Consider the following 23,178-nt stretch of genomic DNA (forward strand, 5'->3'; position numbering starts at 1 on the left):
GGTGACCAACTGATGAAGCGCGTCGTCTGGAAGCTCCCGGGTCGGCTCCATTTTCGACACCGGCTCCGCAGTCGTATTGGTCTCAGCCGCGAGCCCGTACAACGTCCCCAGCGCTGGGCTGCGTAAGGGGTGCTCTGCGGACGTCGACAGATGCAGGAACTGCAAACGACAAAGTTAAATTACAGGACGGTGGCGGTCAGGGCGCCAATTGAATCTGTCTATCCGGGACACCCTTGAAGAAGTGGATAGCGTCAAGCAGGACGTCCGGTTTACCGACAAACATCTTGGCCGGTCGGCCGAGGTGATTGTCGCTGCGTCAGGGGAGCATGGTTGTCGCTCCGTTCGGGTTGTCAGTGGGTAATTGACGGCGGCGCTCTTTCTGTTTGTCGCTGGCTGTGCGGCGCCGATAGCTTTCGACATTCAGCTCAAAGATCGTCGAGTGATGGACGAGCCGGTCGATGGCCGCCACCGTCATGCCGGGGTCCGGGAAGACGTCATTCCAGCCGGAGAATGGCTGGTTGGCGGTTATCAGAAGACTTTTCCGCTCGTATCTTTCGGCGATCAGCTCGAACAGCACGCTGGTTTCGGCCTGGTCCTTCCTCACATACGACAGATCGTCCAGGATGATCAGGTCGAACCGGTCGAGTTTGGCGAGCGCCGAAGGCAGTTGCAAACTTTGACGTGCGACCTGGAGCTTCTGCACGATTTCGCCGGTCCGGGTGAACAACACGCGATAGCCGGCATCGATCAGGGCATGTCCGATTGCGCTGCCAAGATGACTTTTCCCGCCTCCAGGCGGCCCGAACAGGAGAATCGTGGCGCCTTTCTCAAGCCACGAATCGCCGGTGGCCAGCGCCATCACATGCGCCTTTGAGACCATAGGCACAACACCGAAGTCGAAGGTGGCGAGCGTCTTGGTCGGATCCAGATGTGACTCGGCACGATGACGTTCGATTCTTCGTTTGGCGCGCTCGGCAAGTTCATGTTCGAGCAATGCACCGAGTAACCGCGACGCCTGCCAGCTTTCCTTGTCCGAGCGTTCAGCGAAGTCCGGCCACAACCGGCCGATCGTTGGCAGGCGCAGTTCGTTGAGCATAAGTGCGATACGGCCAGTATCGTAGGCGGCGTTCATGCGAGCACCTCCTCATCGAGCAACGTATCGTAAAGCGCGGCGGACGGCATCTCGACGACAACCACCGGACACTCGGCCTGGCGCGGCGCGAACTCATCGAACAACACCTTCAGATCGGGCAGTTCACCGAGTTCGAGCAAAGCATCGAGCCGCTCGGCCAGTTGCGCCTCAACGCCGTGGTGCCCGGCGAGTTCAAGCAGGCCCACCATGGTCTTGCAGGCGCTACGCGGCGTCAGTGCCTGATCCAGCCGTTCCCAGGTGCGACGATAGGCTTCACGCGGAAACAGATCGTCACGGAACGCGAGACCCCTGAAGGCCTGCGGCTTGCGTTTGAGCGAATCGATGAAGTGCCGGTAGTCGATGCCGCGACCGCGCCGCTTGCTGGTGTGCGTGGCCCTCGTCGTGCTGTGCACGAGCGCGCCGGACAGATAGCAATCGAGCCGGTCACTGTAAAGGCGCACCTTCAGGCGATGGCCGATCAGCCGCGACGGCGCGCTGTACAGGACGCAACGTACGGTGAAGGTTCCGCAACGGGTCACGCGCGCCTCTTCCTCAACGAAGTCGGTGGTACGGTGCTCAGGCAGATCCAGCAGGTGTTCGCGCTCGATCTGGAACGCTGCAGCATTGCGCCGGTTGCGGTGCATTACCACCCCGCGCACGAACTCGTCGTACGCGGCGCGGTCTGCGAAGTCGCGGTGACCGCGCAACTCCAGAGCCTGATCGACCTGATCCTTCAGATAGCGATGCGAGGATTCGACGCTGCCATTCTCATGACCCATGCCACGGTTGTTGCGCGTGCCTTGCATCCCGTAGTGTTCGAGCAGCGCTGCATAGCGAACCGTGAAGTCTTCCTCTTCCTGCAGGTTTCTGAACGCCGCCGACAGACTGTCGGAACGGTGTTCGCGTGGGCAGCCGCCGGCCTGCCAAAGCGCGTTCTGCAGTCCCGTCGCGAGCGCCTGGAAGCTCTCGCCACCATCGACCACGCTGGCGTATTCCCAGCGCGAGAACGCCAGCACGAAGTGATACAGCAGGTGGTTGAACGGGATGCCACCAATCGTTACGCACAACTTGTCCATGTGCGTGAAGTCCGACAGGCCTCGCGCGCCTGGTTGATACGTTTGAGGGAAGAACACTTCCTGGTTCGGCCCTTCGAGCGCGCGCCACTGGCTGACATGCCGCTCGAACGTGCGCCGCATGCTGTCCGGAAAGCGTTCGGGATGGTCCTCCTGCAATTTGCGCAGCAGGGTGATCGCCTTCAGCTTTGGCGCAGCGCGTAGCAATGGCACCACTTCGCTATCCCAGACATCGGCGAACGGATCTGGGCGCGAGCGCCAGTAGCGCCGGGGCTGCTGCGACGGTAGCCCGGCTTCGTGTTCGACACGCCGCGCCGTGCGCTCGCTCATGCCTGACTTCGCCGCAGCAAGCTTCTGCGGATGGTGTTTGCGATGGTTCATGTAGAGGCGGACCTGCAGGTCGGTAATGCGGCTTCCAGACATGGGCTGACCGCCTCTTTTTAGGTTCAGTCAGCCATCCTAAGCCTCGCCGCTCCGGCGCCGCCGGCAGTTCGTCGTCTCCGGCGGCTACGCCGCCTCCGACTCCTCACTACCGGCCAAGATGAATGTCGGTACACCGGACGTAGTCATTGTCGCCGCCCAAAGAAGGGTGTTTTTTCTCCCGGCGCCACCTGCTGGATGCGTCTGCATCCTTATTGCGATGGCGCTTTCGCCGGAGACCATCATCGCGTTGTGTGACGAGGTCGTGGAACAGCACGCCGCTCCTTTCCACGCAAGCAGATATTTCGCCAGTGGAACTTGCGGCACCCGCGGGTGACCAACGCCGGTGGCGCACGAACAGGTGCCGTCCTTCGGGTAGGTTTTCCGACAGACCTACCTCTGTGAGCGTTGTCATTGCGCTGCTACTTCACTCGAAGAAAGCGGCGGAGTGACTTCTGGCCGTGTACGGCATAGGGAAAACGGTATCCGGGTCGATTACAGCGGGCATTTAAAGCCTTAACGCAGAGCGGGGAAGACGCGCCGCAACGGGCGCTCAGGTGCAGTGAAGTTCACGCGAACGAGACATGCAGCCCGAGTAAAGACGTTCGACCCCAAGCATCAACATCGAAGTCGTGTCACACCTTCGTAGCCTGGAGTACATAGGTTTGGTCACGATGAGTTACAGGGAGCATTGCACGTCATGAATCGTCGTCTGAATCTTGATGTACATCTGCAAGGCACTCTCCAACACAACGGCTCCAGGCGGGCCTTCGCTGCACGACTGGACATGACCATCAAGCGCGCCAAGGTGACCTCCGGTCGGGTGGCCAGGTCACTCGGCGTACCAGAACACGAAGTGACCCTTTGGCGCGCCGGAGTTACCGTTCCGAAGAGTACCGATTGCGCGCGCCTGTCTGAACTTCTCGACGTGGACGTCGTCTGGCTATGCGCAGGTCAAGCGTAAGCGACAGCATGTCATGGCAGTTCTCATCGGACACGGCCTCGCACGCGCTCCGACTTGTCGCCACTCACCGGCACCTCGGTCGGGTCACGTGCCTGGCTCCTGCCATTGGCCGGCAGGACGGTCGAAATGGCATGTTTGAAAACAAGTTGCACACCCGGACCAGACTCGAGCAGAACTACAAACTGGTCAAAGGCGGCCAGTTGACCGCTCAGTCTGATGCCGTTCACGAGGAACACGTTTACGGTGGTCTTGTCGTTCAGGAGCATCTGCAAAAAATCGTCTTGTACGCTTGAGCGTCCGGTCATGTTCGAAGTCACAGCGATAGGTCCTTGGATTGTACCGGCGATACCTGAAGCCGCCAGCCGTTTCGATTTTGGACACAATGATGGCAACCGGTACCGTAAAGTGGTTCAATGCTGCGAAGGGTTTGGGTTTCATCACGCCGGATGGCAGGGGTGAAGACCTTTTCGCTCATTTTTCGGAAATCAGCGCAGAAGGGTCCAAGTCGCCGCAAGAGAATCAGAAGGTCAGCTTCGGCGTGAAGATGGGGCCGAAGGGCAAGCAAACCGCGAATATCAAACCAGTCCAGGAGATAGTCTGTCTCTTTGCCACCTACGGCGCCGGTTCGTCAGGCGTCGTACTTTCAAGGCGGAGTCGAGCAGGAGCGCCTGTCGAAAGAGCAGAATCCGCTACTCAGCGCGGAGATTGGCAGTCAATGCGAAGCGCGCGGTGGCGTCATCACGCATGACTCGAACGCCGATTGCTTCGACCCGTTCGTCGGCGTGGGTCTGTCTGCTCCCGCATCGACGCTTTCACCTTCCGCTGTGAAACTGGCACGCGGAGCAACTTCACGAGTAGTTGCTCGCGAAAATCTCTGCAGGATTGAGCAATGGACAACGTTTCGCGGGAAGGGAAGATTCATGTACGGGCCTACGAGCTCTGGGAAAAAGACGGCAGCCCCGACGGTCGCGCCGACGAGTATTGGGAGCAAGCCCGCGCACAGATAGAAGAGGAAGAATCCGACGCCGACGGGAGCGGAGCCGACCTGAAAGGTCGGCTGCCGCTGTGACGAAAACTGACCTGGCGCTGACGACGAGCCCGCCATAGACCGCTTGGTCGAGTTGCACCTGAAGGCGAGCGACAGCGGCGCAATGCTCGCAACGAGCCTCTTCGTTGTCGCTTTGCGCAGACCACCCGACGTTCCGGACGCTATCCAGCGTCGCTGGTGTCCTGCCGGTACCACGCTCCCGACCGCGAGGCTGGCCTGGCAGGTTAAACAGCGTGCCTCCGCAGCGACACCCTTCTCAGTAAGTCTTCTTCATTCCGCTGCCGTCAGAGGCGGGCGCACTCATTCCCCCCTTCTTCTCCATTTTCGGCTTCATCTGTTTCTGCGACATCTCCCCCGACTTACCCATGGTGTTTGCGCCAGACGCGCCAGATGGTGACTCCGTAGCGCCGCTTGCATTCGGCGTTCCCATTCCGGTGCCACCCTGGCCTGCACCGGCGCCCCCTCCACCCCCTGTTCCCGCACCCTGCGCGCAGACGGCGCCGGACAAACTCAACATAAACGCCGAAGCAAGCAGGATTCCTTTCGTCGCGACTCGCATGATGGACTCCTCCGTATGCAGAGCGACCGGCTGCGACCCAGGTCGGTGCAGCCCGTCGTCCTGGTTGCCGCATTTCCCGTGCCGCTTCTGGCCTTGGCATAAGGTCCTTGATTTCATCGTTGAACGGGTAACAGCCCAGCTATCGCGCGCGCAGCACCCGGGGAGGTTCCCAGCGCGCTCGCGTTTTCAAGGCGGTCAACACAGCGTCTGCAGAATCGGCGGGCGCTGACGAGGAATTACGCCGCTACATGCCGCACGTCATTTCACGGGCGGACATTGTTCACCACCGGTACTGCAGACGGCTGCAAATCTGCCGGCAAGCTTGCCCTGTGAATCTGGGCGCCGACCGCCTCCCACGAGCCGGCTGACGTCACAGTCACGGCATGTCGTGCGCAAAAAGGGCTTTCGCCGTGGCATGCGCGTTGCGAGCTTCGGGGCATCCCCTTTTCAGGAGCGGACAATCCCCGACCCCAAAATACCGTCGCGGACGGGCGGTTCCGGTGCGAACATCGCCGGCGGTGGAGCGGGTGCAGGGCCGGGGCCGGAGGTGATGCAGCGTCGACTCTGGATGGCAACAAGGTGGTCTCGTCGGACGGAGCAGAGATTGGCAAAATATCCGACATCATGCTGGACGTGCGCAGCGGCCATGTCGCATATGCTGTGAGGGGGCTTCCTCAACATGGGCAGCTTCCTGCACGCGATTCCGTGGAGTGCGCTGACACTGGACACTGACGAGCAGTGCTTCTTAGTCGACATAACGGCCGAGCAAATCAAACATGAGCCTGGTTTCGACAAGGACCACTGGCCATCCACGGCGGACGCGCAATGGAGCACCACGGTTCATCGTTAATGCAACCGGGACCCGTACTGGTCTGCGCCCCGCGCTGTTTGCGAAGGAGACGTAACCGACATTTAAGAGTTCCGTCCGCGGTCGGCGGCATGCGAAGCTGCCGCCGCCTGTCAGCCAGTCGGACAGGCAGACCCGGTACATCGGGTCGTTGCCTCCCTCACGGAGGACACCATGACGAATCGACGAAAGAGACAGACGCGCGACGTGCGCCGCGACGATGCCAACGATGAGCAGCCAGGCGACGCCCCGAACGCCTCTAGCTCACCGGTGCCTGACAGCGCTCCCCCTGTCCTGCAGTCAGAGGACGATGACTCATTGGTCGACGAAGACGCGCCGGGACAGGAGTCGCCGGGGCGCGGTGTTGCGCCGGAACAGACCGTTTCCAGCCAGGCACGCAACGAGAGGAGATAGCTGCAGTGGACGACCGATTTGACCGACGCGAACCGCTGCTGCACCTCGGGGACATGCTCGAAGTTTTGAGCTGTTTAGCCGGGACTGGTCGGCCGGATGCGCTGGTAGTGGAGCTTGCGAAGGAACAGGATTTGTTACAGGACTTTGAGTTCCTCCGCGCACTTGCGCGGAAGATGACAGTGGGCGAGGTCAGCGCACGCGTCGCTAGTGCGTTCTTCCTGTGGCCAAAGGAGCTGCTCGATACTGAACTCAACCGCAATGCGCTCGCGTCAACCGTTCAGCATGACCTCTTTGACGGCAACCCTGACGGCTGGAAGGCGTACGTCGCTCACATGCAGAAGAAGGTGAAGTGGTTTGGGACCGGGCTTCCCCAGCTGAGAAGGGACGCGTGGGCCGAGCCGTTGCACGACGTCCAGTCGGGGTCGCTTCGCCCGCGGAGCGGGATGCGCCCGGCGAGCTGAAGGGCGGGCCTTGTCCCGAACCAAAGCCGACGACCTGACCGATGCCGTCGCGACGTTTCTGCCAGACTCAAGGTCAACCAGCGCGCCCCGGCTCAGCCTTGGCGACATCATCGTCAACGACGAAGTCTGTCTCGTGAAACGAACCGGCGACAAATTTGACGACCCTTCCGCGGGACGAAGCCGTCGACTGGTCCACGCGTTCACCGAGCCTGCAGGCATGCGCTAGTTGCTTGTCGAGTGAGCCTGTCGCGATGTTAACGCCGCGTGCAGTCCGCTGTTACCACTACTGGCTGTTTTCTTTTGGGCCGTACCGTGGTCTGTTCACGTCGCTGTTCGCGCCGCTACGGGTGCCCATATTCAGACCATTGGCCTTCCCGCGGTTAGAACGTCCGGTCGGAGGGCTGCTCTGCATCGCACCGACGCCACCGCGCGTGACATCCGGCGAACCGTATCCACTGTCGTTCGGGGCTGTCATCGAACCGACCCCCGGTCTTAACGTCCCGCCAGCAGTGCCGCCCGCGTGCGCGTATGTGATTGCCGCCAGCGCCATCACGAGAGCCGAAGCGCAAAACGTCCTATTGTTAAGTTTCATGGTTCACCTCCGAAGAGGGATGTCTGAAAGCGACTGCCGCTGACGAACGAAGTGCTGCAAGGCCCGTGCCTAGGGCCGCTGATTCGTCGCTTTGCAACGGCAGGTAGGCGATAGAACAGACAACGGACGCTCATTCCGTATCCGAAAATGCCCGCCCTCACAACGCCCCTTCGCATAGCTGGCGCTCCGCGGCGGCCTGCCGTGCAGCGGTGTCATTTTTTTGCTTTGCCGTGCCTACAGCAACGCTTGGTGCTCCCGGTACCTTGGCGGCGGAGGCAGAAGTCACCCTCACCTCTTTTTTCCTTGCGTTACCTACGCCTGTTTCCTATCCTCTGAACAATGGAATTAAGGAGCTTCTAGTGTCCCAGATAAGAAAAAAGATTTCCGTGATATTCACTGCTGCTCGCCTGAGTGCACTCGACGACCGTTCGGCAAGCCGGTTTCGAGGTCGGGTCGGGCAGGTCACAGCGCATGAGCCCACGGGAAAGCACGTAAGCGTCGAATTCCCGGTGGATGGTGAGCGGCGGCCTGAACGGCTGGAGCGGGTTCCGCTGGAATACCTTGAGGTCGTTCATGCGCACTCTGGCGCGGCAGTCCCCTCTCCTGCACACTCACCGCACGCTAATGCAGCTCGAATGCAGCACTCGGCAAGGTTTAAGCGAGACACCTGACGCTTTCATTAGGCCTTGGAGCCACCGCGCTTGCACTTTCAGGGGCAGCGGTGGCTCACGGCGATGTGGGACAAACTATCGGGTTTCCGGCAGCCGTTCATGTGGCGCCCGCCTGTGTATGCGCCACCGCTACCTCTGCCGTCTATGAGCAGCCCGCCCGTACGCGCCAGCGCGAGTCATCGCGGGCCCTGAATAAGTCATCGGCTGGAATGGTGACGGGTGTTGGGACGGACATCGTTACTGGAATAGGCGCGATTGGTGCGCGCGCGGATATCAGCACTATCGCTGCGGCTAACTCGCTCCTCAGGTCAGTTAAGCGACAGGACCACGACCGATGCGACAGTACGAGGTCAGCGTCGAAATGCTACGATGGTCGATGGAAGAGACATTATAAAATAGTTGCAGTTCGCTCAGGATACTCAAAAGCCCGGCAGGTCAAGCGTAAGCAACCTCTTGAGACTGGCCAGATGAGGATGCGCTCCGATTGCGCCGTCTTGCGCCGGTTCTCGATGACGTGCTTAATGCAGGAGAGGTCGAACACGCAGACCAGGCCATGGACCTCGCATTACTGTCCCGGTTATGCTCACAGTTGTTCGACACGTATGACGAGCAGCACCGGGTGGAAATTGCGCAAGCGCGAGCCGACGCCGTTGAGTCGCAGTAGCACATACCTGTGGACTGGCTGTTGATTCCCGCTACGCCGTTGAGGGTCGCACTGCACGAGTTCCTGACCGTCATTCGAAAGTTGCCGGCGTCAAGGAACTTTCCATCAGTGCGGCAAAAATCTGCAGGCGCGTTCGCGCCAATATCGAAGAAGACAGTGTCCGTCGTAAAAACCGTGCCCAGGCTGGCTGCATTGTCGTAGTTGCGTTTCGGCGATAAACCGGTGAGGGTCTTCACAATCGATTCCCGGCCCAGTACGGTTGCGCGCACCCCGCAATATCAGGTCGGCAAACGTCGTGGCACCCTTCGACTGCCTCAAGCCGAAACGCCCGTTTGAAGGCGGCGCTCGCATCACGCAACACATCCTCCGCGCCATACGTCGCCACAATTAGCGAACCGTGGGCCAACGCGCGAACCAGTGCATCCGCCGGCCCGGAACCAGACAGCACGGCGGCTGTTGGGTCCATATTGGCGTAAGGTGAGTCAGCGCGGAGTAGCCAGTCGTGCGCTGCGTGGAGGTTGAGCTTGCAAAGTTATGTCAATAGGTATCCTAACGACATTACATCTTTTTATGTCGATTTAATTCTTCGGTTTAAGAAGCAGTCAAGACGTTTCTTGACAATGTCTTCAGGCAGAGCAAAAACTGAAATCTCGCAGAACTGCATTGACCCATGTGCGCGAGTTACACCCATTGCCAGCCGGCGATTCGTTATCATCGAAGTTACCGGTGCTGCCCTCAAAGAAGGATACGGAAACTGTGCACCGGCAGCCCGTGTCGACCGGTGCGAATCCCACGCAGGAACGATGGTCATTGGCTGTGCATCAGCCGCGCGGGCTATCGCCTTGGGGAGAATCCCTGCTCGCAAGAACATCAGCCAAACGCCATACCTGACATGGCCTGCGGCACAGGCCGTCGAATCCGGGAAGTCTTGCCTCGTAGGCGTCGCATCCGGCCATGCACCGCTCACGGTAACGACGAGGGCACCGCCATATGCCGGGTCGTCGCGTGCTTTCCGGACGAGCCGGAAGTCGTCGCTCCTGCAAAACCGAATGTCGATTAGCCGCGCGCGGCTTCCCGTTTTCAATCATGAGCTTGAGGGTTTGGAGACTTGGCGCATGTCTAGGCTTTTTACGCTACTGCCATCCAAGCCGCGTTGGTCGGAAATCCGTATCGTGGCGGCGACCGGCATAGATGAGAGACAGCAACGACGAACAACGGAAGCCGGCGGATTCGCCCACATGTTGTGCAACACCGCCTCACAGCCAATCGAATCGCAGTTGAAGGGGCGGCGGCTCGCGGCAACGCAAAAAAAGCCCGTTCAACGAACGGGCTGCCAGAAACACACCTTGGAGGGCTGCGAGCAACTGCCCGAAAGTGACAATAGGACGTAGTTTGTGCGGATGCAATATTCGGCGGGCGGATTGTCCGGGAGATGCTACGCGACCTAGCCGGCTTGAAGTGCAATCCCGCCGACCACGATAGCAGCAGCGATGGCGTGCGGGCCGCGCCCTGTTCTGCTCAAACATATCTCCGCTTGTCGATTACCCAATCACACGCGTTCCGCTCGCCTATTCCTGCGCGTTTTTCTTCGCACAAAGCAGTGCGCGCCGCCGCTGCGAGCCGCCCCTCAGGCTTCGTACTTGAATGACAAAGATACGCGTGCGCGATACTCGACGACTTTGCCGCCATCGACCCTCATGTCGAGCTTGCAGACTTCGGCAACGCGCAAATCTCGTAGTGAATTCGCAGCGAGTTCCACAGCATTCTTCGCGGCATCTTCCCAGGAGTTCGGGCTGGTGCCGATAATCTCTGTGACGCTGTAAACGCTGCATTCAGTGTCCTGCGTGGCCATGATTTCCACTCCTCTCGGTTAGGAGGCGCGATTCCCCACCTCGGTCATTTCATCATAGGCCCCGACGTGCGAACCGTCGTCGCTGCCCTCGGAGCCGCGCGTCTCGGCTGGTTAGCAGCCGGTGGAGATTTTTCGGATGTTGTGCGCCCGTCACCTATATCGCAGGCGTTTGTTCCTAACGAAGGCCGGCGCTCAATGCTCGTGGAGCGATTGGCCTCGTTCCGAGCGCTGTACAGGCAACTATCGCCACTTTTCCCAACGTGATGTTGCCAAGGACGGAGCCGAAACTCTTCGCTCGAGTCGGCATTACCCTTCAAATCTCTACCTGCGCTCCCAGTTCGATGACCCGATTGGGCGGAATCTTGAAGTAATCAGCCGCGTCGCGAGCGTTGCGAGACATCGCGGAATACAAGGCCTCCCGCCATAGCGCCATGCCGGCTTTCGGCGTGGCGAGGACTGTCTGGCGGGCGATAAAGAAGGAGGTTTGCATCGGGTTAATCGAGAGTCCAGCATGCCGACCTTTTTGCAAAGCGCGCGGTATGTCGCGCTCATCCGAGAACCCATAGTAGACGTTGACTTGATAGCAGTTGTGTCCAAGCGGGACCACCTTGATGCGTTCCCTATCCGGAACTCTGGGGATGTCGGTGGCGTACACAGTCAAAAATATCGTTCGTTCATGCAGCACTTGGTTATGCAGTAGGTTATGCAACAGCGCATGGGGTACGCCGTCACCTTCTGCACGGAAGAAGACGGCCGTACCAGGCACGCGTAGCGGTGGATTGATGAAGAGCGACTGGAGGAAGTCGTCGAGAGGGATGAGTTGGCGTTGGAGGCTTTGGAATACCAGTTCGCGCCCCCTTCGCCACGTCAGCATGAGCATGACCATCAGCGCACTGATTGTTAGAGTAAACCAGCCGCCGCTAATGATTTTCAAACTCGTGGAAGAGAACAAAGCGACGTCAATCATCAAAAAGAATCCGGTCGCTGCGACCGACAGCAACAGCGGAAATTTCCAGCCGAAACGAACAACGAAGAACGTCAGCAGCGTCGTCGTCAACATCGTAGCGGTCGCAGCAATGCCATAGGCCGAAGCCAGATTGGAAGACGAGCCGAATCCCACAACGGCCAATATGACAGCCGTGAGCTGGAGCCAATTGACGAGTGGGATGTAGATTTGCCCCTTTTGACTTTCAGAGGTCTGGCGGATGCGCATACGGGGCAGGAAGCCCAGCGCAATAGCTTGCTGAGTCACTGAAAATGCACCAGAGATTGTCGCCTGCGATGCGATAACGGTCGCCATCGTCGAGAGCACTACGAGCGGATAAACGCTCCAAGGGCCAAGTTGCAGAAAGAAAGGATTCGAAACCGCTGCCGGATTCGATAACAACAAGGCGCCTTGCCCGAGGTAATTGAGTGCCAGCGCGGGAGCGACGATAGAGAACCAGGCCAAGCGAACTGTCTTCTTGCCAAAATGGCCCATATCAGCATACAGCGCTTCCGCACCGGTGAGCGCCAGGACAACCGCACCGAGGGCGACGAAGGCCAACCACCCGTTGTGGATGAGAAAGCCGAGGGCGTGGAGCGGATTGAAGGCAATCAGAATGACCGGGTTCTTAGCGATATTAGCAACGCCCATCGCAGCAAGCGTAATGAACCAGACCAGCACAATCGGGCCGAACCATTTTCCGATACCGGCTGTGCCCCTGCGCTGCAACAAGTACAGTGCAACCAGAACGGCCAATGTCACAGAGATAACATACGGCTTAAGAGCCGGCGCGGCCACTTCCAACCCTTCAATGGCCGACAAGACTGAAATGGCTGGCGTAATCACACCGTCGCCGAAAAACAGCCCTGCGCCGACCATGCCAAGCAGCATCACCGGATAGTACCAACGGGATTTCTGAGTGACCGACGATAGCGCTAACGCGGTCATCGCCATAATGCCGCCTTCCCCTCGGTTGTCCGCCCGCAAAACAAGAGTTACGTACTTGAGCGAAATCACGATTATGAGGCCCCACAAAATCAGCGAGACCACCCCCAGCACATTGACAGGGACAAGCGAAAGACCGTGATGTTTCGCGAATACCTCCTTCATTGTGTAAAGCGGACTGGTTCCAATGTCGCCGTACACAATTCCAATGGCAGCCAGCGTCAGCGCAGCAATGCTACTTTTATTGGAGTCTGTAGTCACGACGCCGCCTCATTGTTGAGCCTCAAAGCATGTAACTGCGGAGCAAACTGCTGCTCCAGCTCACTACAACTTCTGCAACCGTCGCATCGCATCCGACCGCAACCGACCTCCGCTTACGTTCCGGCAGTTCGCCGCGACGGCGCTTCCCACCTTGTGATAGTCATTATAGGCGGGTGCCATTCTTGCCCGCTCCGAATCCGTAGCCGCGAAGTTCGCGCAAGTCTATGCATTCGGGTTGGCAGGACGCTGCATGGAAGTATGCGCACTCTAAAGCAAGACGTTGGCTTGCTGATAACTCATGGCGGTGATGGAGGTCTTCTCGGGAGCCCTTTATTAGCAATACGGCTCCGGACTGGTACAAACAAGAGCTCGCATCTCAATTGAATTCCATTCGACAACTGGTCGCAGCTCAGCCGTCACTTTCCGTGACGGCCCAGACCGGCACGAGCCTGGTCCCGGGCACGCTTCGGGCGCGGACGGATACGCGTCGTCCGTAGGTGACTGACAAAACAGCAGGCGTGCCTCTTGGGGACACCGGGGGAATGAGCGTTCCCGCCGCGCTGACAAACTGGTCACCACCTCCGATTTCGTAGCACCTGCGCGCCGTGCGTATGGCGTCGGCGTCCCCCGCCGAGAGCGTGTCCTGGACCGCAAGAGACTCAATTGCCGACCGTTGGTCGGCATTTTTCATGGGTGCGGCTTAGCCGCCCCCGCCAGCACCCGTTCGAGCGCCATCGACCTGGCCGCTTCCTCCGCTTGCTCGGCCGTATCGAACACACTGCCCGACACATACACCCTGTGCCACTCCGGGTTATCAGACGCGTCACGGAAAATGCGAAAGCGCGCGCAGTAGCCACGTGGCGTAGCCGGTATCACGTCGATGTCGACGGACGCACCTTCTATCTGATGCCTGACGAAGCCGTCCATGCCACCCTCCTGACGCCTGCGTTGTACGCAGAAATCCTAGCATGATGGTCGCGATGCGGTAGGTGCGTTGCAGCAAATCACCGGGCATCAATCAGACGCTCGATGACTTGCACACTCGTTCGACTTGATTGACATCGGTCCACAAGAAGGGCGCGAAGGAGTTCACACTGCCCGGTCTGCTGAAGGTTGTGGCTCAGGGCGTGCCCGCCACGAAGAAGCGCTTCGGCAAGGACCCGTTCACGGGTGAAGACAAGTGGTTCGCCGCGAAACCTGCTTCAATGCGTCTGAAAGTGCGGCCGCTGAAGAAGCTGAAGGACGCCGCACTGTAAGCGAAAGTGTTCCGACGTGATAGCGCCCCTCGCGACCAAAATCCGGGGGGCGTTTTGATTTGCGACGCACGACGTCGGCGTAGCAATTGGATAGCGCGTCGTTTTGTGAGTGAACCGGTTCTGGTTGAGCGCCCGCCATTTCCTTCTGAAGGACCAGCTCGCGCGTGAGTATGACGCACGACACTTCTCGTCCGGGCCGAAAGCCTCACTACGGTGCGACGTCATTCGACAGCGGCAAGCCTGGCGATGAAAAGCCTTCAGGCCAGCTCTTTAACCTGTCGCGTCGCCCGCTCCGAACTAGGAAGACCCTCAACCATCCGGGCCTGAGCTTTCGTGATGTCGTTGAGGGAAGCAGCGTTGAGTTGTTCACCGAATACAGCAAGAGCGGTGGATAAAGGCAAGTAATCTGCATCGCAGACACGCCACCCGCCTCCTGCGTGCGCTTCGGCGTTGATATGCATAAGTGTGGCTTGTGCCGATTCCCCGTGGGAAAGCATCCAGTGCGATGTAGCACTGCAGAAGCATCGCCTGCGTCACAGGCTCAAGCGAAGCGTGGCTGTAAGTCAGCGTGCGCAATAAAGGCGACATTGCCGGGCGGCTGTGTTTTTGAGAACGAATTTTGCTGGTCACGTTCAGTTGTCTGGTAGCGCGGCAAACGGCCAACATGTTGAGTTAGATGGACGAAAAGCACGATGGCTGCACGACCGCTTTTTGCCGAGCCTCTCAAGGCAACGGTCAGGTCGGCCCGTTAGCACGCTGTGACCCATGACACTGGCTCAAATCCGATGTGTCTTGCAGCTCAAGGCGAGACACGCGCTGGCCGGACTGTTGTCGCCAATGCCAGCTTGACCCGCATGCCGTAATGCGGACGACCAGTTAGATTGGGCCGCGACGCATCGATGCTGGAGTCTTGGTTTGATGCAGGTAGGCCAATCCGCTGTCGGCATGTGGGTCAAAATCATTTTGGCGTCGACAGCAAATCTGCTTGTTCCCTCCCCCTGAGGTTACCGCGTCGTTTTGCCAAAGTACGCCGCTCAGCCGCTTAGCCTCCTGCCAGCGGGCGTCGTGTATTATCGGTGAACACCGACGTTGCCCCGAAACAGGTTTTCCGCACAGGAGGAGCCAATGGACGTATCTTTTCTCATCGACCCACTGCGCGAGACTGTGACAAGTGTCCCGGATGGCTACGCGCGAGCCGCTGAACTGATAGGCACTGATACGGCGAGCGGCTCGCCGCTATGGTCGGAGGCGACTGACCCGGATGCCTCTGTCGAGGTGATTACTGCGGACGACAGCCTGACAAACGAGCCCCTTTCGCGTGGCTTGTTCATGGTCACCTTGACCAGGGACGGTGTACCTTATGAACGCGTATTTGCGGGCAAGGCAATTCTGAACGCCTATGGCAACCCGCCGTCGGACATCAAGGACCAAGTGAAGACGCTGAAAGCTGCACGAGAGCGCGTCAGGTTTCTCGGCTCGGAAGATGCCCTCCTTTGGTTCGAGCAGCACGCAGGTGGTGCCCCCTTCAACCTCGACGGGTCCACGGAAAACTGATTCTCAACGCCGAGCATTTTTGAGTCTGTCGGAGACAGCCCTCGCTATACCTGTAGGTCACCAGGACCCTTAGTGAGGAACTCTATGTCGGCTATTCCTCAGCGAGCGCCGAGATTCCGCGTCACGCGAAGCTTGGGTACAGGCGGCGCCAGCTTGGACTGTCATCGCGGTCGCACGAAGCGGCAACGAAGGAACACCACGCGAGCACCGCGCCGCCGTGCAGTTCGCCAGCAAGAGGAATGTAGTGGCCTGGGTTATGGCTCGGCCACGCACTCAACGGCGTGGCTACTCCTCAGCGCTAGCCGGTTTTCGTCACCCTGGCAGCCGGCCCTTCGGGCCGTCTCCGTTGTCGTCGGCTTCTGATTCTTCCTCATCTATCTGAAACCGCGCTTGTTCCCAATACTCGTCGGCGCGTCCCTCCGGGCTGCCGTCTTTTTCCCAGAGCTCGTAGGCCCTTGCACGAATCTTCTCTTCCCGCGAATCGTTATCCATTGCATGCCTCCTGGTAGGTTCCCCACGACCAGCTACTCATCAATTTGCACAGCGACCCTTTCGATGGCAGAAGGCGAGCAAGAGCGAACGAAAGAACAGACCAACTCAAAGTCGGCGAACATATGAAAGCGTTCCGGACGCTATCCTGCGCTCCCGGCAACCTGCCGCGTAACGCTCCCTAACCGCGAGCCTGACCGTGCAGATTGCTGGGTACACGTCCAACAGCACCGCCTCGCATCCGGGTTTTCGCTTTCGCGCCCATCGTCCGCATTGTCGCGCAGCATCCCTGACCTTTTCCAGACCGCATATGAAAGTTGACGACCCGGGATGGGACGCCTCAAACCCGACCAATGCGAGCAGGCACCGTGCTTATTGACCGCCATACTCCGCGTTTATGCGGTCGAGTTCGCCCGATTTGCGCGCTTGCAGCAACTCCTGCTTGACCTGGGCCCGGGTCTTTCCCGTTGGAGCGCCAGCGTCACTCCTCGTGGCGGGCACACCACCCAGCGAATCTGACGAAGACACGGTGGGATTTGTGGGCTGCGTTGCAGGTGCCATATTTTGCGCGTGGGCATATCCGAATGCGAGAACGGCGGTGATAGCTGCCGCGACTTTGAGCGGTTTCATATCCATGTACTCCACAAAGTTCGATTGGTTTGGTTTCTTTGAACCGACCACCAGAACCGCTATTTCAAATACGGTCTCCTGGGACTATCCCGTCACGGGCAAAGCGGTCGGACGATAAGCCGCGGCATGACGCTCCCCGGTTGCGCTCTGACTTAATTGCCCAAAAAAACGTCGCACTGAGGCCTCGGCTGACCCACCTACCGCTTAAAACGAGACTCGAGCAATAACGACTCGCTGTCCAATTACGGTGTGGTCATCCAAATTTCCGCATGCGGGTCAAGCTGGCATCGGCGACCTCAGGCGTGCTAGCTGCCCTGATAGATATCGCAGGACAGGCCCACCGTGCACGAGGCACCGTTTCTGGCTTTGCCGCTGCCGCTGCTTCCGCCGGGCTGGGGTCCGTATCCCAGGTCAGGGGTGCGGTCCATAGTCGTGGCCGGCTGGGCAGTTGTCATGGGCTGCTGGGCAGACGACGGGTCAGTTGTGCCCGACGGTTGCATTTGCTGCGAGTGGGCGGCGCCGGTCGCAGTGAGCAGGGATACTGCACTGACTACAGCTAAAAGTTGCACTTTCATCTCGTCACCTCTTTTTCGTCAACGGGTTGCGAATAGCACGACCCCGGAATAACAGGGGACTGGCATCCCCACGAGCGCGCGATGGTTGCACTAGACCTTTTCTCGCTCCTTGCTGATTCCTGCTTTCGCTTCACCAAATGCCATACAGCGTCGTCTCCGACGCCGTTTAGCCGAGCAAATGCGAAGTTGGCTTGTGGCACCGTTTGTGCCCAAAGCCGGACTTATTCGATGACTACCTGGGTAATGACGCGAGGCTGGTACCGGGCGGGGCAGAAGTATGCGCAATGAGTGCGCCGGTGACAGGACGTTGTACGCCCATTGACCAATAAGACCGCTGCTGCGTTTATGTTATAGAACGCCAAGGTCATGATTGACAGCGGAATCGACAATCGGCAAATCAGGGGGGCGACAGTCGCGCCTGGTCGCTCGCACGGCCATCGGAAGCAGCGACACACCTGTCACCCCCCGCATCCAGCTACCCGAGGCCCCCGTATATGCAGTCAACGCAGCGCAATCCGTCGCGTCATGAGGAAACCGCTCATGAAACACACCGCTTTTCTCGTTGCTGCCGCGTTGTCAGCCGCAGGGTCCGGGTTTTCGCGGCTAGCGATACCGTCACGGCGGACGGTGCGGCGACGTATCCCGTTGAAGGCATTGTGGACATCGCGATAAATTCGACGGACCACACCACGCCCGTCGTCGCAGTTAAGGCAGTAGGCCTCGTGGGTACGCACAAGCGTGTTGCGCGCCTTATCGTTTTCGCACCGGCCAATGAAGCATTTGCAGCATTGCCGCCGGCCACGGTCGACAGCCTCATCAAACCAGAAAACAAGCCGATGCTGACCTGTATCCTTCCCTGTCCCGTTATCCCGGGGCGTTACGATTTTTAGAAGCTCGACCAGCCCATCAGGGAAGGTGACGGCAAGGTGGAACTTAAAACCGTGAACGGCGAGACGCTCACGTCCCCGGACGGACCACACAACATCGTGCTATTGGACGCTGCGGGGGCACACGGCAGACATCTCGGCCTACGACGTCATCCAGGGTAACGGCGAAGTCGTGATGGTCGACAAGATACCGACGCCGAAGCAGCAGGACCGGCGCGCACGGTCAACTGTTCGAATCCAGCCCGGCTCTGTCATTTTCGGCGCCGAACCACGACTTATCTGCATGCCTGGCGTCCGGATAAGGCAACTGTCTGCCCTGTTCTGGCCCGAGCGGCTGCTTGCGCTTCGCCGCTGCGCAATCAGTCATCCAACGGTCAGGCGTTAGCGGTGCATGAAACTTCGACGCGGCTACAGCACGCGCCGAAATCGCAGGAGCAATGTGATGGAAAAGGTAACGCGGAAAGTCGTGCTGGCGTGCGTCGCTGTCGTCTCACTCTGCGCCTCGAGCGCGACGTTTGCGCAGGGTGGAGGGAATGGGAACGGTGGAAGTGGGGGCGGCGGTGCTCACGGTGCCGCAACAGCAGGGATGACATACCACAGCGAGCCTGTCTCGAGCCCGTGGAACGCGAGACCGGGCAAAATGACAAAGAACACTGGCTCGACCGATACAGGCATGCATAGTATGTCGCCGGACGACGATGTTATGCCGGCAAAAACAGGGCAGTAGTGCCCGCTGCCAGTAAAAGGCTGGCGCGTTTCATACAGTTCTCCTGTCCCGCTCACTGCTGGCGGGTACATGACAGGAGGGAGCGGCTGGGGCTGTACGGGTGGCTCGCCGGACCAGGTAAAGCCGAAACGCGCATTCTGGCCGGCAGCCCCCCGCCGGTCATGTCGGCTTTCACGATGAATCCGACGCCGTCAGAAAGTCGTCGGCGACGTGGACTCGCTCACCAATCTGCAGGGTCGCTGCGAGTCACGGTTAGCACTGGCGTCAAGTCGTCCGCGTACCACGCCAATACTTATTCCTGCCGCGGGCAACGAGTCTGCGCGATGTGCCTCATAGCGTGCTGGCAGCATCTTGCGCTTGGCAAGGGCGGCAGTTGCACCACACAAAACACAAGCGAAGGAAGCCACGCGCGAAAGACGGGTTCAGCGTCTGCGACTCACGACGAGAGGAGTAACGTACGCCATCCCCTTCACGCGTAACGTCTACATCGGCAACGGCGTGATGACGGCAGCAGCGTATGCTACAGGGAGTGTTCAGGAGACGACCATGACCCTTGCCGGCAAGACCATATTCATGTCTGGTGGCAGTCGCGGCATCGGACTCGCCATTGCACTCAGAGCCGCACGTGACGGAGCCAATATCGTGATTGCGGCGAAGACCGGCGACCGGGACCCGCGTCTCGAGGGCACGATTTATACGGCAGCGGCGGCTGTTGAAGCCGCTGGCGGCACGGCGCTCCCGCTTGTTGTGGATATTCGCGACGAAGAACGCGTGAAAGCCGCGGTTGCCGAGACCGTTGGGTTGTTCGGTGGCATCGATATCCTCGTGAACAATGCCAGCGCCATTCGACTGACTGGCACGCTAGACACACCCGTCAAACGGTACGACCTGATGCATGGGGTCAATGGCAGAGGCACGTTCGTGTGCGCGCAAGCGTGCCTGCCGCATCTCCTCAATTCGCCGAACCCGCACATCCTCACGCTGTCACCTCCGTTGGTCCACGACGCAAAATGGTTTAGCGACTTTCCGGCATACACCATTGCAAAATACACGATGAGCCTGTTCACCTTAGCGCTTGCCGGGGAGTTCAAAGACCGAGGTGTCGCAGTCAATTCGCTGTGGCCGCGAACAGCTATCGCGACCGCGGCTGTGCGAAATGAGATTGGTGGAAAGGACATGATTGCAGCGTGTCGCAAGCCTGAGATAGTTGCCGACGCGGCCCACTATATCCTGACGCGCCAAGCCAGGGAGTGTTCGGGAAACCTCTTCCTCGACGACGAGGTTCTGCTGGCAGCGGGTGTGCGCGACTTTGCACAGTACGACGTGCAGGCTGGGGCTGCATTGCAAGCAGATTTCTTTGTGGAGGCCCTGCCGGGCATGTTGCCGGCGGACAATATGACGAAACGTCCATCCCGCAGTCCCCTCCGCTAAATAGCTAGGATGTGCGGAAACGGACTGACGGCACGGCATACGTAGCTACTCTAGTCCCTGTTGAATCCGGAGGAACCATGAATCGAACTGAGACAGCGGTGATTGTGGGCGCAGGCAAGGGATTAAGCGCCTCCCTTGCTCGCCTGTTTGCGGCAGAGGGCATGCAGGTTGTACTCGCTGCCCGCGACACCGGCAAGTTGACAAACCTCGTCGACGAGACGGGCGCTCTCGCCTTGAGTTGCGACGCTAGTCGAGCGGACGAGGTTGCAGCACTCTTTGACCAGGTAGAACGCGCCTTTGACGTCCCCGACCTCGTTGTCTACAACGCGAGTGGCCGCTATCGCACGGCAGTTGAAGCCATCGAGGCAGAGAGACTTGAAGCCGCCCTTAGGGTCACTGCATTCGGCGGCTTTCTCGTCGCGCAAGCCGCAGCCGTGCGCATGCTGGCCCGCGGCCACGGCACCATCCTGCTGACCGGTGCTACGGCAAGTGTGAAAGGGCTAGCCGGTTCGACACCGTTTGCCATGGGAAAATTCGCCCTGCGGGGAATGGCCCAGTGTATGGCGCGAGAGCTTGCCCCAAGGAATCTCCACGTTGCGCATTTTGTGATTGACGGCGGCATTGCCAGTAGCTGGGCACAATCAGACGATGGCGGGACGGACGACAAATGGTTGAACCCTGACGCGATAGCGCGGGAATACCTTCACGTTCATCGTCAGCACCGCAGCGCGTGGACGTGGGAGGTGGAACTCCGACCATGGGTGGAGAGATTTTAGGAAACACCGCTCGCCTCACAACGCTGCGAAGTTGGCCGCTATGCCAGCCGTGGTCTCCCTGAAGAAACAGTGAGATACACCTCGCCATTCTTTCAAGGACTTCGCATGGACGCTGACGACGAAGATGGGATGCCTGAGACTCGGCTCGTTCGAGTACGCGGTCAGGTACAGGGCATCGGCTATCGGGATAGCGTGCGTACGCCGGGCTCAAGCGCTCGGCGTCTCCGGCTGGGTGCGCAACCGGATGGACGGTTCGGTAGAAACGATGCTGCAGGGCTCATCCCGTGCAGCTTGCCGAAAATGTGCGCCTGGTTGAGCGGCGGGATGTCTGTAGCGCTTGTCGACGAGCTTGAGGTGACCGGGGTTCAGCCGGCGTTTGCCCGCTTAGACCACTTTGAGCGATTGTCCACGCTGTAGTGGCGAGCGAGTTTCGCGAAATTGCTCGACGCTGTGTACGCCGAGTTCTACAGCTGCCCGCCGATGCTGCGCCCCACTTTCTGCGGCGGTCGGACTGTGGCCTACGTTAGTTTTGAAGGAGCACGGGAAAAAGAAAGCGAACTTCCTTGTCGGCAATGAAGTCCTTCGTCGCGTCGTCATAGATGGCCCGATATGGCTTCTCGGGCTGCTCGCTGAGCCATTCGTCTCGGGTGCCGTTCCAAACTTCGAATAGAACCAGTTCGTCCGGTGCCTCCGGGTCTTCGCTGAGCACCGCACTGACGAAAGCTGGTTCTTCGGCCATCGTCTTCATGAGCTCCGCAAGATGTGGCACGAACAGTGACCTGGTCGAGGGGTAAAGCTTGAAACGTACGTAGAGAGACAGCATTTGGCGTGTCCTTAATGTTTGCTACGCAGGGTATGACTGGCGAGCGCGAATGTCTCTGGAAGGTCAACTTGTGGAGCATTCGACGAGTGGAAGTCCTAAGGTGACGGCCGCGTTTGCTCGTTCGCGGCCGTTCACAGCTGGGTCCTATTGACGCTTAGTTCTCGAACTGGCGAATCGTCGCGTTATACGCCCGCGCGGCCATCTCTTCTAGCGGCAGCTTGCGCTCAACTTCGGACAGGATTTCCACGCCCCACGGACCATCGAAGCCGGTCGCCTGGACTGCCTTGATGAAGCCGCGCACGTCGAGTACGCCTTCGCCAGGCAAGCGGCGTTTGTGGCAGGTGTCCATCCACAACGGCTCGATTGCGTAGCGGTCCGCGTCGTCGAGTTCGATGCCCTTGATGAATTCCGGCTTGATTGTGGCAATTTCCTTGAAGTCGACATTGCCGCGACTCAGGTGCCAGATGTCGAGCAGCAGGCCAGCGTTCGCCTTGTTCGCCCCTTCGACAATGGCTTTACCGGTTTCAATCGTACGCACGTTACTGAAGGGCATGATTTCCAGCATGACTTGCGTACCTCGCTTCTCCGCGTCATCGGCCAACTTGCCGAACTCGTCGACCATGAGCGGGACGTTTGCGGTCTCTTCGCCGATGCCCGGGCCGACTTTCACGATACGCGCGCGGAGTTCTTCTGCAGCCTTGAGGTAGTAGTACCGCATGCTGTCCGACGTGCGGCGGCGCTCGCCAGTTTGATACCAGTCGACCAGGAACTCGAACTCAACGTGCTTGATGCCATTAGCTTCGAGGATTTGGCGCATCTCGCGGAAGCCAATCTTGTCGGCGGTAGCGTAGATGTCCGAGTGAATCAGACCGATACCATCCCAACCCGCTTTCGCTGCCGCTTCAACGCGGTCCTTGAAGCTGAAGGGGCTGATTTCGGTCGGACCAAACGGAAAAACGTCGCCAGACAGAGTGAAGTAAGCAGCAACAAGTTCGACCTTAGATTTGGACATGTAACCCTCGTGAAGGAAGTAGCGACAAGCCCGACGCGGGTATCGCATGAAGACTATGTCCGAACTATTACGTAGAAACGGCGACGGATAAACAGCCCTGAAATCGCCTCACCGAAGAATAAAAATCTAC

20 protein-coding genes and 4 pseudogenes are annotated in these 23,178 nt (G+C 59.2%); 11 read left to right on the forward strand and 13 right to left on the reverse strand.

What is annotated here, in order from left to right:
- Positions 1 to 316: 316 nt before the first annotated feature.
- Together istB and istA are read right to left on the reverse strand one after the other, a co-directional pair.
- Entirely contained in the window at positions 317 to 1,132 is an 816-nt protein-coding gene (gene istB / locus OKW45_RS27045) for an IS21-like element helper ATPase IstB (protein ID WP_429470884.1), read from the reverse strand.
- Positions 1,129 to 2,628, reverse strand: coding sequence for an IS21 family transposase (gene istA / locus OKW45_RS27050; RefSeq protein WP_429472120.1), 1,500 nt, complete (start codon positions 2,626 to 2,628; stop codon positions 1,129 to 1,131). The genes istB and istA overlap by 4 nt, the downstream gene beginning before the upstream one ends.
- Before the next feature lie 697 nt (positions 2,629 to 3,325).
- Here istA and OKW45_RS27055 point away from each other — a divergent pair.
- A complete protein-coding gene (locus tag OKW45_RS27055; RefSeq protein ID WP_429472132.1) occupies positions 3,326 to 3,589 on the forward strand; it encodes a helix-turn-helix domain-containing protein in 264 nt (87 codons plus the stop codon).
- 23 nt (positions 3,590 to 3,612) lie between these two features.
- Here OKW45_RS27055 and hfq read toward each other — a convergent pair whose 3' ends face one another.
- Positions 3,613 to 3,894: an RNA chaperone Hfq gene (gene hfq / locus OKW45_RS27060; protein WP_429473369.1), complete on the reverse strand. Its 282-nt coding sequence runs from the start codon at positions 3,892 to 3,894 to the stop codon at positions 3,613 to 3,615.
- Positions 3,895 to 3,974: 80 nt separating this feature from the next.
- On the opposite strand from hfq, the pseudogene OKW45_RS27065 reads away from it, so the two are divergent.
- Together OKW45_RS27065 and OKW45_RS27070 are read left to right on the forward strand one after the other, a co-directional pair.
- A pseudogene (locus OKW45_RS27065) lies at positions 3,975 to 4,175 on the forward strand (cold-shock protein); the annotation flags it as partial.
- A gap of 303 nt (positions 4,176 to 4,478) precedes the next feature.
- Complete coding sequence (locus tag OKW45_RS27070) at positions 4,479 to 4,658, forward strand: DUF2934 domain-containing protein (protein ID WP_429472134.1); 180 nt, start codon at positions 4,479 to 4,481, stop codon at positions 4,656 to 4,658.
- Positions 4,659 to 4,893: 235 nt separating this feature from the next.
- On the opposite strand, the gene OKW45_RS27075 is transcribed toward OKW45_RS27070, so the two are convergent.
- Positions 4,894 to 5,196 carry a hypothetical protein gene (locus OKW45_RS27075; RefSeq protein WP_429472136.1) on the reverse strand — a complete coding sequence of 101 codons (303 nt, stop codon included), beginning with the start codon at positions 5,194 to 5,196 and terminating at the stop codon, positions 4,894 to 4,896.
- A 415-nt stretch (positions 5,197 to 5,611) separates the two neighbouring features.
- On the opposite strand from OKW45_RS27075, the pseudogene OKW45_RS27080 reads away from it, so the two are divergent.
- Together OKW45_RS27080 and OKW45_RS27085 are read left to right on the forward strand one after the other, a co-directional pair.
- Positions 5,612 to 6,043, forward strand: a pseudogene (locus tag OKW45_RS27080) (PRC-barrel domain-containing protein); the annotation flags it as partial.
- Positions 6,044 to 6,462: 419 nt separating this feature from the next.
- The gene (locus tag OKW45_RS27085; protein WP_018419019.1) at positions 6,463 to 6,918 is read left to right on the forward strand and encodes a hypothetical protein; all 456 of its coding nucleotides are present in this window, start codon (positions 6,463 to 6,465) and stop codon (positions 6,916 to 6,918) included.
- 948 nt (positions 6,919 to 7,866) lie between these two features.
- Here OKW45_RS27085 and OKW45_RS27090 read toward each other — a convergent pair.
- From OKW45_RS27090 to OKW45_RS27105, 4 genes are all read right to left on the reverse strand, one after another.
- Entirely contained in the window at positions 7,867 to 8,085 is a 219-nt protein-coding gene (locus OKW45_RS27090) for a hypothetical protein (RefSeq protein WP_429472138.1), read from the reverse strand.
- Between the two features lie 2,387 nt (positions 8,086 to 10,472).
- Entirely contained in the window at positions 10,473 to 10,697 is a 225-nt protein-coding gene (locus OKW45_RS27095) for a dodecin family protein (RefSeq protein WP_018419010.1), read from the reverse strand.
- Between the two features lie 313 nt (positions 10,698 to 11,010).
- Positions 11,011 to 12,888, reverse strand: coding sequence for a potassium transporter Kup (locus tag OKW45_RS27100; protein ID WP_018419009.1), 1,878 nt, complete (start codon positions 12,886 to 12,888; stop codon positions 11,011 to 11,013).
- 687 nt (positions 12,889 to 13,575) lie between these two features.
- Positions 13,576 to 13,815, reverse strand: a complete 240-nt coding sequence (locus OKW45_RS27105) for a hypothetical protein (protein ID WP_018419007.1) — start codon at positions 13,813 to 13,815, stop codon at positions 13,576 to 13,578.
- A gap of 128 nt (positions 13,816 to 13,943) precedes the next feature.
- Between OKW45_RS27105 and OKW45_RS27110 the strand changes: the two are divergent.
- Together OKW45_RS27110 and OKW45_RS27115 are read left to right on the forward strand one after the other, a co-directional pair.
- Positions 13,944 to 14,144 (forward strand): annotated as a pseudogene (locus tag OKW45_RS27110) (HU family DNA-binding protein); the annotation flags it as partial.
- 1,125 nt (positions 14,145 to 15,269) lie between these two features.
- Positions 15,270 to 15,698, forward strand: a complete 429-nt coding sequence (locus OKW45_RS27115) for a hypothetical protein (RefSeq protein WP_429472140.1) — start codon at positions 15,270 to 15,272, stop codon at positions 15,696 to 15,698.
- Positions 15,699 to 16,010: 312 nt separating this feature from the next.
- Here OKW45_RS27115 and OKW45_RS27120 read toward each other — a convergent pair whose 3' ends face one another.
- Complete coding sequence (locus OKW45_RS27120; protein ID WP_429472142.1) at positions 16,011 to 16,190, reverse strand: DUF2934 domain-containing protein; 180 nt, start codon at positions 16,188 to 16,190, stop codon at positions 16,011 to 16,013.
- A 369-nt stretch (positions 16,191 to 16,559) separates the two neighbouring features.
- Entirely contained in the window at positions 16,560 to 16,817 is a 258-nt protein-coding gene (locus tag OKW45_RS27125; protein ID WP_026225546.1) for a DUF4148 domain-containing protein, read from the reverse strand.
- A 1,069-nt stretch (positions 16,818 to 17,886) separates the two neighbouring features.
- Here OKW45_RS27125 and OKW45_RS27130 point away from each other — a divergent pair.
- Complete coding sequence (locus OKW45_RS27130; protein WP_239499021.1) at positions 17,887 to 18,282, forward strand: fasciclin domain-containing protein; 396 nt, start codon at positions 17,887 to 17,889, stop codon at positions 18,280 to 18,282.
- Between the two features lie 915 nt (positions 18,283 to 19,197).
- Here the strand turns inward: OKW45_RS27130 and OKW45_RS27135 are convergent.
- Positions 19,198 to 19,413: a hypothetical protein gene (locus tag OKW45_RS27135; protein ID WP_275426071.1), complete on the reverse strand. Its 216-nt coding sequence runs from the start codon at positions 19,411 to 19,413 to the stop codon at positions 19,198 to 19,200.
- A gap of 139 nt (positions 19,414 to 19,552) precedes the next feature.
- Here OKW45_RS27135 and OKW45_RS27140 point away from each other — a divergent pair, with 139 nt between their 5' ends.
- The 3 genes and pseudogenes from OKW45_RS27140 (at position 19,553) to OKW45_RS27150 (ending at position 21,630) form a co-directional block, all read left to right on the forward strand.
- Complete coding sequence (locus OKW45_RS27140) at positions 19,553 to 20,437, forward strand: SDR family oxidoreductase (protein WP_018419002.1); 885 nt, start codon at positions 19,553 to 19,555, stop codon at positions 20,435 to 20,437.
- 77 nt (positions 20,438 to 20,514) lie between these two features.
- On the forward strand, positions 20,515 to 21,213 hold the full coding sequence (locus OKW45_RS27145) for an SDR family NAD(P)-dependent oxidoreductase (RefSeq protein WP_429472144.1): 699 nt from the start codon (positions 20,515 to 20,517) through the stop codon (positions 21,211 to 21,213).
- 105 nt (positions 21,214 to 21,318) lie between these two features.
- Positions 21,319 to 21,630 (forward strand): annotated as a pseudogene (locus tag OKW45_RS27150) (acylphosphatase).
- Between the two features lie 106 nt (positions 21,631 to 21,736).
- Here the strand turns inward: OKW45_RS27150 and OKW45_RS27155 are convergent.
- On the reverse strand, positions 21,737 to 22,036 hold the full coding sequence (locus tag OKW45_RS27155) for a putative quinol monooxygenase (protein ID WP_429472146.1): 300 nt from the start codon (positions 22,034 to 22,036) through the stop codon (positions 21,737 to 21,739).
- Between the two features lie 154 nt (positions 22,037 to 22,190).
- The gene (locus OKW45_RS27160; protein ID WP_429472148.1) at positions 22,191 to 23,096 is read right to left on the reverse strand and encodes a sugar phosphate isomerase/epimerase family protein; all 906 of its coding nucleotides are present in this window, start codon (positions 23,094 to 23,096) and stop codon (positions 22,191 to 22,193) included.
- Between the last annotated feature and the right edge of the window lie 82 nt (positions 23,097 to 23,178).

It is taken from the genome of Paraburkholderia lebeckiae (assembly GCF_050436225.1).
Lineage (GTDB): Bacteria > Pseudomonadota > Gammaproteobacteria > Burkholderiales > Burkholderiaceae > Paraburkholderia > Paraburkholderia tuberum.

Excerpts from the sequence above, each read along its gene's own strand:
- istB (WP_429470884.1), bottom strand. The coding sequence starts at position 1,132 with ATGAACGCCGCCTACGATACTGGCCGTATCGCACTTATGCTCAACGAA.
- istA (WP_429472120.1), bottom strand. The coding sequence starts at position 2,628 with ATGTCTGGAAGCCGCATTACCGACCTGCAGGTCCGCCTCTACATGAAC.
- OKW45_RS27055 (WP_429472132.1), top strand. The coding sequence starts at position 3,326 with ATGAATCGTCGTCTGAATCTTGATGTACATCTGCAAGGCACTCTCCAA.
- hfq (WP_429473369.1), bottom strand. The coding sequence starts at position 3,894 with ATGACCGGACGCTCAAGCGTACAAGACGATTTTTTGCAGATGCTCCTG.
- OKW45_RS27070 (WP_429472134.1), top strand. The coding sequence starts at position 4,479 with ATGGACAACGTTTCGCGGGAAGGGAAGATTCATGTACGGGCCTACGAG.
- OKW45_RS27075 (WP_429472136.1), bottom strand. The coding sequence starts at position 5,196 with ATGCGAGTCGCGACGAAAGGAATCCTGCTTGCTTCGGCGTTTATGTTG.
- OKW45_RS27090 (WP_429472138.1), bottom strand. The coding sequence starts at position 8,085 with ATGAACGACCTCAAGGTATTCCAGCGGAACCCGCTCCAGCCGTTCAGG.
- OKW45_RS27095 (WP_018419010.1), bottom strand. The coding sequence starts at position 10,697 with ATGGCCACGCAGGACACTGAATGCAGCGTTTACAGCGTCACAGAGATT.
- OKW45_RS27105 (WP_018419007.1), bottom strand. The coding sequence starts at position 13,815 with ATGGACGGCTTCGTCAGGCATCAGATAGAAGGTGCGTCCGTCGACATC.
- OKW45_RS27115 (WP_429472140.1), top strand. The coding sequence starts at position 15,270 with ATGGACGTATCTTTTCTCATCGACCCACTGCGCGAGACTGTGACAAGT.
- OKW45_RS27120 (WP_429472142.1), bottom strand. The coding sequence starts at position 16,190 with ATGGATAACGATTCGCGGGAAGAGAAGATTCGTGCAAGGGCCTACGAG.
- OKW45_RS27125 (WP_026225546.1), bottom strand. The coding sequence starts at position 16,817 with ATGAAACCGCTCAAAGTCGCGGCAGCTATCACCGCCGTTCTCGCATTC.
- OKW45_RS27130 (WP_239499021.1), top strand. The coding sequence starts at position 17,887 with ATGCAGTCAACGCAGCGCAATCCGTCGCGTCATGAGGAAACCGCTCAT.
- OKW45_RS27140 (WP_018419002.1), top strand. The coding sequence starts at position 19,553 with ATGACCCTTGCCGGCAAGACCATATTCATGTCTGGTGGCAGTCGCGGC.
- OKW45_RS27145 (WP_429472144.1), top strand. The coding sequence starts at position 20,515 with ATGAATCGAACTGAGACAGCGGTGATTGTGGGCGCAGGCAAGGGATTA.
- OKW45_RS27155 (WP_429472146.1), bottom strand. The coding sequence starts at position 22,036 with ATGCTGTCTCTCTACGTACGTTTCAAGCTTTACCCCTCGACCAGGTCA.
- OKW45_RS27160 (WP_429472148.1), bottom strand. The coding sequence starts at position 23,096 with ATGCGATACCCGCGTCGGGCTTGTCGCTACTTCCTTCACGAGGGTTAC.